The 11749-nt window shown below is 63.0% G+C and carries 11 protein-coding genes; all 11 read left to right on the top strand.

Going from position 1 to position 11749, the window contains the following annotated elements; translation table 11 throughout:
* Position 1: 1 nt before the first annotated feature.
* The 11 genes from narJ to gshA all read left to right on the top strand — a co-directional run bounded on the left by narJ (position 2) and on the right by gshA (position 11350).
* Positions 2 to 709: a nitrate reductase molybdenum cofactor assembly chaperone gene (gene narJ / locus AC1DWQ_RS05750; protein ID WP_477668761.1), complete on the top strand. Its 708-nt coding sequence runs from the start codon at positions 2 to 4 to the stop codon at positions 707 to 709.
* On the top strand, positions 706 to 1428 hold the full coding sequence (narI, locus tag AC1DWQ_RS05745; RefSeq protein WP_477668760.1) for a respiratory nitrate reductase subunit gamma: 723 nt from the start codon (positions 706 to 708) through the stop codon (positions 1426 to 1428). Before narJ ends, narI begins: the two co-directional genes overlap by 4 nt.
* A 24-nt stretch (positions 1429 to 1452) precedes the next feature.
* Positions 1453 to 2313, top strand: a complete 861-nt coding sequence (locus AC1DWQ_RS05740) for a peptidylprolyl isomerase (protein WP_477668759.1) — start codon at positions 1453 to 1455, stop codon at positions 2311 to 2313.
* Complete coding sequence (locus AC1DWQ_RS05735; protein ID WP_477668758.1) at positions 2310 to 3002, top strand: carbonic anhydrase; 693 nt, start codon at positions 2310 to 2312, stop codon at positions 3000 to 3002. The genes AC1DWQ_RS05740 and AC1DWQ_RS05735 overlap by 4 nt, the downstream gene beginning before the upstream one ends.
* Positions 2980 to 4236 carry an NAD(P)H-dependent flavin oxidoreductase gene (locus tag AC1DWQ_RS05730; RefSeq protein WP_477668757.1) on the top strand — a complete coding sequence of 419 codons (1257 nt, stop codon included), beginning with the start codon at positions 2980 to 2982 and terminating at the stop codon, positions 4234 to 4236. Before AC1DWQ_RS05735 ends, AC1DWQ_RS05730 begins: the two co-directional genes overlap by 23 nt.
* Positions 4233 to 6659, top strand: coding sequence for an adenosylcobalamin-dependent ribonucleoside-diphosphate reductase (locus AC1DWQ_RS05725; RefSeq protein WP_477668756.1), 2427 nt, complete (start codon positions 4233 to 4235; stop codon positions 6657 to 6659). The genes AC1DWQ_RS05730 and AC1DWQ_RS05725 overlap by 4 nt, the downstream gene beginning before the upstream one ends.
* Positions 6660 to 6713: 54 nt before the next feature.
* Positions 6714 to 7385: a nitroreductase family protein gene (locus tag AC1DWQ_RS05720; RefSeq protein ID WP_477668755.1), complete on the top strand. Its 672-nt coding sequence runs from the start codon at positions 6714 to 6716 to the stop codon at positions 7383 to 7385.
* Positions 7386 to 7406: 21 nt separating this feature from the next.
* Positions 7407 to 7811, top strand: a complete 405-nt coding sequence (locus AC1DWQ_RS05715) for a ribonucleotide reductase subunit alpha (protein ID WP_477668754.1) — start codon at positions 7407 to 7409, stop codon at positions 7809 to 7811.
* Position 7812: 1 nt separating this feature from the next.
* On the top strand, positions 7813 to 8394 hold the full coding sequence (locus AC1DWQ_RS05710) for a hemerythrin domain-containing protein (protein ID WP_477668753.1): 582 nt from the start codon (positions 7813 to 7815) through the stop codon (positions 8392 to 8394).
* A gap of 197 nt (positions 8395 to 8591) precedes the next feature.
* Positions 8592 to 9902: a glutamate-5-semialdehyde dehydrogenase gene (locus tag AC1DWQ_RS05705; protein WP_477668752.1), complete on the top strand. Its 1311-nt coding sequence runs from the start codon at positions 8592 to 8594 to the stop codon at positions 9900 to 9902.
* Positions 9903 to 10054: 152 nt separating this feature from the next.
* Entirely contained in the window at positions 10055 to 11350 is a 1296-nt protein-coding gene (gshA, locus tag AC1DWQ_RS05700; protein WP_457281482.1) for a glutamate--cysteine ligase, read from the top strand.
* Positions 11351 to 11749 lie beyond the last annotated feature (399 nt).

Below are 11749 nucleotides of genomic sequence, written 5' to 3'. Positions count from 1 at the left end.
CATGGCACTTTTCAACAACACCCCCGCTGTGGCTTCGAAAAGCCTGCGTGTGCTGGCCCGACTGCTTGCGTATCCTGACGCCGAATTACGCAGCCACCTGAGTGCGATGCGAGAAGTCCTGCACGAAGAGCGCGCACTGCAGCCGCAGCGGATGGCCGAGCTGGACGCACTGATCGAAGCGCTCGCACTGGCGCCTGCGCTTGAGACCGAGGCGGCTTACGTCGAGCTGTTCGACCGGGGCCGCGCCACATCGCTGCACCTGTTCGAACACGTGCATGGCGATTCGCGCGATCGCGGGCCGGCCATGATTGACCTGGCGCAGACCTACGAGAAGGCCGGCATGTACCTGGCCGAAGGAGAAATGCCGGACTTTCTGCCGGTGGTGCTCGAATTCACCTCGACCCAGCCACCGAGTGAGGCGCGCGAGTTTCTGGCCGAGATGGCGCACATCTTCAATGCGATTTTCGCGGCGCTGCAGCAGCGCGAAAGCGCCTACGCCTCCGTGTTGGGTGCCCTGCTGGAGCTGGCCGGGGAAAAGGCGCAACCGGTGCAAATTGCGGCGGAAGAGCCTATCGATGCGGTTTGGGAAGAGCCGGTCGTTTTTGATGGCTGCTCGTCCAAAGGCCAGGCCAGGCCGGACCAGCCGCAGCCTATCCACATCGTGCCTCACGTGCGCAAGGCACGCCCCACCCAAGGAGCGCAAACATGAGCCCCGGACTTCACGGATTTCTTTTTGGTGTCTATCCCTACGTCTGCCTGACCGTTTTCCTGCTCGGCAGCCTGATCCGTTTTGACCGCGACCAGTACACCTGGAAAAGCGATTCTTCGCAGTTATTGCGCACCGGCTTGCTTCGCTGGGGTAGCAACCTGTTCCACGTGGGCATCCTGTTCCTGTTTTTTGGGCATCTGGTGGGCTTGCTGACGCCCCACGCGGTTTACGGCGTTTTCATGGACGCTGCGACCAAGCAGCGCATGGCGATCTACGCAGGCGGCATTGCCGGCTTCATCTGTTTTATCGGCTTATCGATGCTAATTTACCGCCGCATGTTTGACCCGCGCATCCGCTACACCAGCCACAAGACCGATCTCGCGATCTTGCTGATCCTCTGGACGCAGCTGGTTGTGGGCCTCATCACCCTGCCGTATTCATGGGGACACGCCGATGGCGGCGTGATGCTGATCCTGGCCGAATGGGCGCAGCGCATTCTCACCCTGCGCGAGGTGGACTCTGCAACGCTTGCCGTCTTGCCTTGGCCCTACCGCTTCCACATCGTGTTCGGGATGACCATCTTCCTGCTGTTCCCCTTCAGCCGTCTGGTTCACGTGTGGAGCGGCTTTGGGTCGGTCGCTTACCTCTTCCGCCCCTACCAGGTCGTGCGCAGCCGCCGCCTTGGCGTTCCCCGGGCCAAGTCGCCCGGCGCTCCCTGACCTCACGTAAAACAGGAACCGTCCATGACCACATCCACACTTTCTTCACCCGCTGCCGCTCAGGGTTGCGGCAGCGGTTCATGCCAGTGTGCTTCTGCGGCAGTCCAGGCTGCCGTGCCCGAGGCCCTTGTCAATGGCATCGCCCTGTATGCGCCAGGGCAGCGGCCCGACACAGCCACCTTGCGCGAACTGGCCTACGCCGAGCTGCTGCGCCAGCAGGCGGTATCACAAGGCCTGCTGCCGCGCCACACTGGTTTGACCAGCCCCGAGCTCGGCGAGGCCGAACGCGAGATCATTGAAGCCATGGTCGACCAGCAGGTGACCACGCCCCTGCCCACCGAAGAGGAAGGCCGGCGCTATTACGGGGCGCACAAGGCCCAGTTTCTGGTGGGCCAGGCCCTGCACGTGCGCCATATCCTGTTTGCGGTCACTCCCGGCGTCAATGTCCAGGCACTCACGGTGCATGCCGAGCGCGCCTTGCTCGAGCTGTCGCACAAGGGCGTGGCTCCCGGGCGCTTTGCCCAGCTGGCTGCCGAATTGTCCAATTGCCCCAGCAGCGCCCAGGGCGGGGATCTGGGCTGGATCACGCCGGACGACTGTGCGCCCGAGCTGGCGACAGAACTGTTTCACCTGCAGCATGCACAAACAGGCACGGGCGTGCACCCGCGCCTGTTCCACACGCGTTTCGGTTTTCACATCATTGACGTGCTGGATCGGCGCAGCGGCACCCAGCCCACGTATGAGGAAGTACGCGAGCGCATCGCAGCCCTGCTGACAATGCAGTCGCGCGCGCGCGCCCTACACCAGTACATGAGCCTGCTGGTTGGCGAGGCGGAGGTAGAGGGCATCGCTCTTGAGGGTGCGGATTCGCCTCTGGTGCAATGAATGAAGACCTCGAGCGCCCGGACGAACTCCTGTTGCGTTTGCGGCGTTTCCACTCTGACTACTTTCCGCTGCACCAGCAGCGCTTCCAGGATCTGGTGGCGCAGGGGCAGCACCCCAAGACACTGTTCATTGGCTGTTCGGACTCGCGCGTGGTGCCCTACCTGCTGACCGGCGCCGGCCCGGGTGAACTTTTCATCGTGCGCAATGTGGGTGCCTTCGTTCCACCATATGACGGCTCCCATGGGTTGCACGGCACCACGGCGGCGATTGAGTTCGCGGTGCTCAGCCTGCATGTGGAGCGCATCATTGTCTGTGGCCACAGCCACTGCGGAGCCATCCGTGCCGCGTACGAAGGCGTTCCCGAGGAAGCAGTAGCCCTGCAAGCCTGGCTCAAACTCGCCAGCGAAGCCTTGCTGCCTGTTGTGTCGAGCCCGGAGGCCCTGCGCCGCACCGAGCAGCGCACCGTGGTGTTGCAGCTCGAGCGGCTGATGGCCTATCCCATGGTCCGGCGTGAGGTCGAGAAGGGCGCCTTGACCCTGCATGGCTGGCACTACGTCATTGAGGACGGTGAAATCCATACCTTTGATGTACAGCAAGGAAGTTTCGTTCCTGCTGCGATAGCCTCTAACAGCGGCACTGGCCCGTACCAACCTTATGTGGAGCACGATGGACAAATCATCACCAATTGACCTTGCCGCAAAGGCAAACGTCAATTCGATCACGGCATCGGCAGCGTTGCAGACACTTGCTCACGATTCGGGCCTTCGGCCCTGGCGCATTGGCGGCAAGGAGTTGATCCCGGTGGTGCAGGGCGGGATGGGCGTGTGCGTCTCTGCGGGTGGCTTGGCCGGCACGGTGGCACGCCTGGGCGGCGTGGGCACCCTGTCGTCCGTGGACTTGCGGCGCCTGCATCCTGATCTGATGGCCAAAACACGCCATCTGAACAAGGAGCCTGATGCCCGGGCTTTGATCGATGCCGCCAATCTTGAAGCGCTTGACCGGGAAATTCGCCTGGCCCGTCAGTTGTCACAGGGCCGCGGCCTGATTGCCGTGAATGTCATGAAGGCCCTCAGCGCCTACGAAGACTATGTGGGCCAGGCCATGGCCAGCGGGGCCGATGCGCTGGTGGTCGGCGCCGGCCTGCCGCTTGATCTGCCGGAGCTGGCGCGCGACTATCCCAACGCGGTGTTGATCCCCATTCTGTCGGACGCGCGCGGCGTGCAATTGCTGGTGCGCAAGTGGCAAAAAAAGGGGCGCCTGCCTGATGCCATCGTGATTGAGCATCCCGGTCTCGCGGGTGGCCATCTGGGCGCCGCCAAAGTCGCGGATCTGCATGACAAGCGTTTCGATTTCGAGGTTGTCATTCCGCAGGTGCTGGAATTCTTCAAAACGGCCGGCATCGAACGCGAGATCCCGCTGGTTGCCGCCGGCGGCATCAACTGCAGGGACGACATCCTGCGCTTGCAAGCCCTGGGGGCTTCGGCCGTGCAGCTTGGCACGGCCTTTGCCGTCACCCGGGAGTGTGATGCCGATCCCGCCTTCAAGAAGGTGCTGGCCGAGGCGAAACCCGAAGACCTGGTGGAGTTCATCAGCGTGGCCGGCTTGCCCGCCCGCGCCGTGCGAACGCCATGGCTGGACAAATACCTGCGGCTGGAAGCCCGGCTCCAGGCGGCGGCCCATGTCAAGGCCAAATGCAACATGTCGTTCGACTGCCTCACCCATTGCGGCCTGCGCGATGGCGTGGCCGGCATGGGCCAGTTCTGTATCGACCAACAACTCGGGCATGCCTTCGAGGGCGACATCCACAAAGGCCTTTTCTTCCGTGGTGCCGCCCGGTTGCCGTTTGGCGACCAGATCCGTTCGGTGCAAGAATTAATGCAATGGCTGCTCGGCGGAGTTCGGCCAGCAGGAGCACCCGCATGAAACGTGATCAGTTTGGCCGGCCGCAAGACATGACGGCCACCCAGCCCATCAGCCAGGACGTGCTGAAGGAAAAATACCTCAAACCCGGCGAGACAGGTGTGGAGGATTTGTACCGACGTGTGGCGCGCGCCCTGGCCTCGGTCGAGCCCGAGGCGGAGCGTGCCCAGCACGAAGCGCTGTTCCTCGAGAACCTGCACGCAGGGGCAATTGGTGCAGGCCGCATCATGAGCGCGGCCGGCACTTCCATCCAGGCCACGCTGATCAACTGCTTTGTGCAACCTGTGGGTGACTGCATCCAGGGTGTCGATGACGGCGGTTATCCCGGCATCTACGAGGCACTGCGCGAGGCCGCCGAAACCATGCGGCGCGGCGGCGGCGTGGGTTACGATTTTTCACGCATCCGTCCGCGTGGCGCTGAGGTCAAGGGTACCGCGTCCATGGCCTCCGGTCCTTGCAGCTACATCAACGTCTTTGACCAGTCCTGCTCCACTGTGGAGAGCGCTGGTGCGCGGCGTGGTGCGCAGATGGGCGTGCTGCGCATCGATCACCCGGATGTGCACGAGTTCATCACCGCCAAGCGCGCGCCTGGGCGCTGGAACAACTTCAATGTCTCGGTCGGCATGCCTGACACCTTCATGCGCGCGCTCGCCGAAGACCAGCCCTGGGAACTAGTGCACAAGGCCAAACCCGGCGCTTCACTGGTTGCGCAAGGCGCCTTCCAGCGCGCGGACGGCCTGTGGGTCTACCAGACGGTAGCCGCGCGCGAGTTGTGGGACACCGTGATGCGCTCGGCCTACGATTTCGCCGAGCCCGGCATCCTGTTCCTGGACCACATCAACCAGGACAACAACCTGCGTTATTGCGAAGACATCGCAGCGACCAATCCCTGCGGCGAGCAACCGCTTCCACCCTATGGCTGTTGCGACCTCGGGCCCATCATCCTCACGCGTTTTGTGCGCCACCCCTTTGGCTTCAACGGCGTGCCGGCCTTTGATTTCGAAGCCTTCTCGAAATCAGTGGCGACCCAGGTGCGTGCGCTCGATAACGTGCTGGACGTCACCTTCTGGCCCCTGCCGCAACAACAGGCCGAGTCCGCCGCCAAGCGCCGTATTGGCGTCGGTTTCACCGGGCTGGGCAATGCACTGGCCATGCTATGCCTGCGCTACGACGCGCCCGAGGGACGCGAGATGGCCGCGCGCATTGCCGTGAGCATGCGCGATGCTGCCTACGCGGCTTCGGTGGCACTCGCGAAGGAAAAGGGCGCGTTCCCGAAGTTCGATGTCGAGGGCTACCTTGCTGCAGGGACCTTTGCCAGCCGGCTGCCTGCCGCCTTGCAGCAGGCCATCCGCGCGAACGGCATCCGCAACAGTCACCTGCTCTCAATTGCACCCACCGGTACGGTCAGCCTGGCCTTTGCCGACAATGCATCGAACGGCATCGAGCCGCCGTTTTCCTGGATGTACCGGCGCAAGAAACGTGAGTCTGACGGCAGCACCACCGAGTACGCCGTGGAAGACCATGCATGGCGCCTGTACCGCGAACTTGGCGGTGACGTGGACAAGTTGCCTGGTTACTTTGTCTCGGCGCTGGAGATGTCGGCAGACAGCCACATTGGCATGATGGAAGCGGTGCAGCCGTTTGTGGACACGGCGATCTCCAAAACCGTCAATGTGCCGGCGGACTACGCCTACGAAGACTTCAAGGGCCTGTACCAGCAGGCCTGGCGCGCAAAACTCAAGGGCCTGGCCACCTACCGGCCCAACGCCATTCTCGGTTCGGTTCTGGAAACCCATGCGGACCCCGCGGCCATGCCGGCCGCCGCGCCCGCTGTGGACCCAATGCGCACGGTGATCGAGAGCCGGCCCAAGGGCGCGTTGTCGGCGGTGGCGGAAAAAGTGGATTACTGGACCCAGGAAGGGCGCAAGACGCTCTATATCGTGGTGTCCTTTTTGCCTGTGCCGGCCGCCATGGGGGATGGCACGGTCGAGCGTGCGATCGAATTTTTCATGCCCGTGGGACAAAGCGGCGAGTCGCAGCAGTGGATCACCTCCAGCATGCGCATGCTTTCGCTGGCCGCGCGCGGTGGTTTTCTTGAGCGTGCGCTCAGCGACATGCGCAAGGTGGCCTGGGACCGCGGCCCGGTGCGGCTGGGAACCTACGAAAAGGCCGACGGCACGCGTGTTCCGTTATGGCACGACTCTGAAGTGGCGGCCATTGCTTATGCGGTGCAGAACATCATCGCGCGGCGGGCCGGGCAGCATGCTGCCGGGGCAACACCCGTGGTGGAGCCGCAGGTTGACATGGCGCTTGCCCCGCCGGTGATGGCGGGCAAGAAGTGCGGCGAATGCGGTGCCCATGCCGTGATCCGCAAGGATGGGTGCGACTATTGCACCCAGTGCGGCCATCTGGGAGTGTGTGGGTGAATAAGCGAGCGGATCAGCCTTACGCCGATAAGCGCTCCAGCTGAAAGCGAACTGATGAATCTGCTCGCCTTTCCCGGTCAGCCCTCTGCAGTCGCCGCGGCCGACGTCGACCCGGCGCAGTTGGCTGCAGCCCTCATGCAATCGCGCCAGACCATTTTGCCGAAGCGGCTGGTAGCACCCGGTCCCGATGCGAAGCAGCTCGACATGATCTTGCGAGCCGCTGCCACGGCGCCCGACCATGGCCAGCTTCTGCCTTGGCGCTTTGTGCTGGTGCCGCAGGCGGCACGCGCGCAACTGGCCGCGGTCTTCGGTGCGGCGCTGGTCGAACGCGACCCGCAAGCCACCCCTGAACAGCTTGCGCAGGCGCGCGAAAAAGCGCACCGCGCCCCTTTGCTCATGCTGGTCGTGGTCGATGGCGCGTGTGGTGATGCCGGGATCGACCTGGCTGAACGCCTGGTCTCGGCCGGCTGTGCGGTGCAGAACATGCTGCTCATGGCCACGGCCCTGGGTTATGGTTCGTCACTGACCAGCGGCAAGGCGCTGAAGTCCGGGGGGCTGCGCCGGCTGTTTGGCCTGGCAGGCGGTGAATATGCCCTGTGTTTTGTCAGCATGGGCACCGCCCAGTCGCGCAAGCCCGCCCGCCTGAGGCCGGTGCCTTCTGATTTTGTAAGCAGCCTTTCTGCCGACAGCGCCGCACCGGGATCCGGGCCGGCGGATTCCTTTTAATTCCTGTGACTGGATCAAGCCATGGACATTCTGAGTTTTGACGACCTGCTGCAGGCCGCCCGCGCGCAACCCGAACCGCAGCGCCTGCTGTTTGTATTTACCGGTGTTGAGTTGCCCGAGGACAGCACCCCGGCGCAACGTAAACGTTTTGAGGCCGGCCAGGGCGGCGCGCTGGTCCCGCTGATGTGTGTCGACAAGCGCCCGGAGGACCTGAGTTCGTTTGCCGCCCTGGTGCAGGAGTCCAGCCAGTTCGGCCACAACTGGGGCCTGGTGTTTGCCGCGGCCATGTCGGGCTCAGTGAACCGTGCGCCGACCACCGAAGATGCGGAAGAACCACTGCAGCGCATGGTCGAGTCCATCAAGCAGGGCCAGATCGGGGCGTTTATTCCGTTTGACCCGCAGGGTCAGCCCGTGCAGTTCGGCTGATATGGGCATGGTGCGCCGGGTCACGCGGCCTGCTTCCTTGCCCGGCGTGCATGCACCGGGTGCCGGATTCGAGGCGCCTTTCGACATGCTGGCCGCCTGCCATGAGCGGGTGGAACGCATGCTCGTGCTGCTGGCGCGCCTGCAGCAGCACCTGCTTGAACACGGCCGTGACGAGTCTGCGCGCCAGGCGGCACGTGATGTGATGCGCTACTTCGACCTTGCCGCACCGCTGCATCACCAGGATGAAGAGCGGCATGTGTTCCCGCCATTGCTGGCCGGGCCGGATGCCGGCCTGCGCACCCTGGTGCAGCGCCTTTTACAGGACCACCGGGACATGGATACGGCCTGGCCCCCGGCGCGCAGCGCGCTGCACGAGATCGCTGAGAGTCCGGTGGCTGATGGGGCTGCGCTGACTGCGACCCAGACGGCGGCACTGGACCACTTCGCCGGCCTGTACGAACGGCACCTGGCGGACGAAGACCGTCTTGCCTACCCTGCTGCGCAGGTGGTGCTGACGACGCAAGCCCTACAGGCCATGAGCCAGGACATGATGCAGCGCCGCGGTGTTCGCTCCGGCAACTGATCTCCAGGAGCCTGTCGGACTTGGGAATCGTCGGCTGCAAATCGACCGCAGCGGTCCATTTTTCGCCGTCTTTTTGTCCCATAGCTGGGCTATGGGCCTGCAAACCCTGCAAAAACTGTCCTCGCTGGAGCCGATTTTCGCTTTCGACGCCCCAAGCCCGACAGGCTCCCAGCCATGATTAGAGGCAAAATGGCAGGATGAACGCGCCCGACTCCCCCACCGCCCTGGCTGCCCGCAGCGACGTCTCGGACCTGATGCAGGCCATGGGTTCACAGGCAAAAGTAGCTTCCGCCCTTATGGCACGGGCGCAAGCAGCTATCAAAAACAGAGCGCTTTTGGGTTTGGCCAGCTTGCTGCGCAGCCAGATCGAACCATTGCAAACAGCCAACACCCTGGACCTGGAACGCGCAAAAGCGGCCGGCCTGGCCGGGCCCATGCTGGACCGCCTCAAGCTCACCCCCAAAATCATTGAAACCGTGGCGGTGGGCTGCGAGCAGCTGGCCGTGATGCCCGACGTGATTGGCGACATCATCGGCATGAAGGAGCAGCCCAGCGGCATCCGCGTGGGGCAGATGCGCGTGCCGATTGGCGTGTTCGGCATGATTTACGAGAGCCGGCCGAATGTGACGATTGAAGCCGCGTCGCTGGCCATCAAAAGTGGCAACGCCTGTATCCTGCGCGGCGGCTCTGAAGCGATTGAGTCGAACAAGGCGCTGGCTGCGCTGGTGCAACAGGCGCTGATTGACGCCGGCCTGCCCGCCGATGCCGTGCAACTGGTGCCGACCACCGACCGCGAAGCCGTAGGCCACCTGATCGCCATGCCGCAGTATGTGGACGTGATCATCCCGCGCGGCGGCAAAGGCCTGATCGAGCGCATCAGCCGCGATGCCAAGGTGCCGGTCATCAAGCACCTGGACGGCAACTGCCATGTGTATGTCGACGACCCCTGCGACATCGAAATGGCGGTGAAAGTGGCCGACAACGCAAAAACGCAAAAATACAGCCCCTGCAATGCCAGCGAAGGTTTGCTGGTGGCGCGCGGTGTGGCCGCGCAGTTCCTGCCCAAAATCGGCGCGATTTACGCCGCCAAGGGTGTGGAGATGCGTTGCGATGCCGAGGCCCAGGCGATCCTGGCGAGCGTCAAAGGCGCCAACCTGAAAGCGGCGACGGAGCAGGACTGGTACGAGGAATACCTCGCGCCCATCATCAGCATCAAGGTGGTGGCGGGCATTGACGAAGCCATCGCCCACATCAACCAGTACTCCAGCCACCACACAGATGCCATCCTCACGCGCGACCACATCAACGCCCAGCGCTTTCTGCGCGAGGTGGATTCAGCCAGCGTCATGGTGAATGCGAGCACCCGCTTCGCCGATGGATTCGAGTTTGGGCTGGGAGCCGAAATCGGCATCAGCACCGACAAGTTCCACGCGCGTGGACCGGTCGGGATTGAGGGGCTGACGTCCCTCAAATATGTGGTGCTGGGCCAGGGCGAAGTCCGTACCTGAAGCCATGCCGGGCTGAGAAGTCGGCCCACGGATTTTTGGATGACTTGCGGCGGCGTTACCCCTTGTAACCCCTGCAGTCTGTCCCAATCTCCCTAAAATTCGGTCAGATATAACCGAAGCAAATAACAGATTCCCTACTCGAAAGTGGCCGAATGGTTCCGCACCTCATCACCGCCCTGAACGGCCCTATCAACGAACTCGAACAACGGGTCCTGGACTCCACGCCGGCGATTGAGCGCTGGTTCCGGCTGGAGTGGATGGAGCACACGCCGCCGTTTTACAGCTCGGTCGACATCCGCAACGCCGGCTTCAAGCTCGCCCCGGTCGACACCAACCTCTACCCCGGCGGCTGGAACAACCTGACGCCCGAGATGCTGCCGCTGGCGGTGCAGGCCGCCATGGCCGCGATCGAAAAGATCTGTCCCGAGGCGCGCAACCTGCTGGTCGTGCCCGAGAACCACACGCGCAACAGCTTTTACCTGTCCAACGTGCTGCAGCTCAAGCGCATTTTTCACCAGGCCGGCCTCAATGTGCGTTTCGGCTCGCTGAGCTCCGACATCAAGGAGCCCACCACGCTGAACCTGCCGACCGGAGAGACCATCACGATCGAGCCGCTGATCCGGACCGACCGCCGCCTGGGCCTGAAAGACTTCGACCCCTGCACCATTTTGCTGAACAATGACCTGTCGGCCGGCATCCCCGGCATCCTGGAAGACCTCAACGAGCAGTACCTGTTGCCGCCGCTGCATGCCGGCTGGTCGGTGCGCCGCAAGTCGCGGCACTTCAAGGCCTACGAAGAAGTTTCCAAGCGTTTCGGCAAGCTGCTGGGCATAGACCCCTGGCTTATCAACCCCATGTACGCCCAGTGCGGTGAAGTCAACTTTGCCGAAGAAACCGGCATGGATTGCCTGACCACCAACGTCGATGCGCTGCTCACCAAAATCAAGCGCAAGTACAAGGAATACGGCATCAACGAAAAGCCTTTTGTCGTCGTCAAGGCCGACAACGGCACTTATGGCATGGGCATCATGACGGTGCGCGACGTGAAAGACCTGGACGCGCTGAACCGCAAGACAAAAAACAAGATGAGCACGACGAAAGATGGCCAGCCGCTGTCCGAAGTGATCATCCAGGAAGGCGTGCTGACCAACGAGCGCGTGAACGACGCCGTGGCCGAGCCCGTGGTCTACATGATGGACCGTTATGTGGTCGGCGGCTTTTACCGCGTTCATGCCGAGCGCGGCGTGGACGAAAACCTCAACGCGCCCGGCGCCAGCTTTGTACCCCTGGCCTTTGCCGACAGCGGCCGCCTGCCGCAGCCCGGCGAGAAGCCCGGCTCCAGCAGCCCCAACCGCTTCTATATGTATGGCGTGATCGCCCGACTGGCGATGCTTGCTGCGAGCTATGAACTCGAAGCCACCGATCCGGACGCCGAGGTGTATGACTAGAGATGGCTTGGCACACCCCTATCGTTCTCACTTCGCTACGCTTCGTGGAGTGCCGTTTCCCCTTGCAGGGGACGCCGCAAGGCATCCGGCAAAGCCGGTCTGCCTGCGGCCGCTCTGAAAGTCGGGGAGCTTGTGTACCCGAGACGGCCCGGATTATGGGTCTTTTAGGCCTCTAGCCCAGACGGGTCATGCGCGACCAGCTATTAAAAAAGTAGCACCCAGAATTCAACTGCCTGCGCTGCCTCCCTGATCGGCCGCCGACCCCTATTGTTACAAGTTGTTGCGGTGCAACAAAATCGGGATTAGTTGGATTTAGGGATGTCCGCCGACTTGCAAGCCGGGTACCTGGGCGCAAAATAGCGTTCCCAAAGGTAACCATTCCCGCCGCTTTGGACCCGC

The organism is Polaromonas sp. P2_G11 (assembly GCF_056403595.1).
This window is presented reverse-complemented; position numbering and strand designations above follow the sequence as displayed.

Coding starts and splice junctions, on each gene's coding strand:
- narJ (WP_477668761.1), top strand. CDS start 2: ATGGCACTTTTCAACAACACCCCCGCTGTGGCTTCGAAAAGCCTGCGT.
- AC1DWQ_RS05735 (WP_477668758.1), top strand. CDS start 2,310: ATGAATGAAGACCTCGAGCGCCCGGACGAACTCCTGTTGCGTTTGCGG.
- AC1DWQ_RS05705 (WP_477668752.1), top strand. CDS start 8,592: ATGAACGCGCCCGACTCCCCCACCGCCCTGGCTGCCCGCAGCGACGTC.
- AC1DWQ_RS05715 (WP_477668754.1), top strand. CDS start 7,407: ATGGACATTCTGAGTTTTGACGACCTGCTGCAGGCCGCCCGCGCGCAA.
- AC1DWQ_RS05740 (WP_477668759.1), top strand. CDS start 1,453: ATGACCACATCCACACTTTCTTCACCCGCTGCCGCTCAGGGTTGCGGC.
- AC1DWQ_RS05730 (WP_477668757.1), top strand. CDS start 2,980: ATGGACAAATCATCACCAATTGACCTTGCCGCAAAGGCAAACGTCAAT.
- gshA (WP_457281482.1), top strand. CDS start 10,055: ATGGTTCCGCACCTCATCACCGCCCTGAACGGCCCTATCAACGAACTC.
- AC1DWQ_RS05720 (WP_477668755.1), top strand. CDS start 6,714: ATGAATCTGCTCGCCTTTCCCGGTCAGCCCTCTGCAGTCGCCGCGGCC.
- AC1DWQ_RS05725 (WP_477668756.1), top strand. CDS start 4,233: ATGAAACGTGATCAGTTTGGCCGGCCGCAAGACATGACGGCCACCCAG.
- AC1DWQ_RS05710 (WP_477668753.1), top strand. CDS start 7,813: ATGGGCATGGTGCGCCGGGTCACGCGGCCTGCTTCCTTGCCCGGCGTG.
- narI (WP_477668760.1), top strand. CDS start 706: ATGAGCCCCGGACTTCACGGATTTCTTTTTGGTGTCTATCCCTACGTC.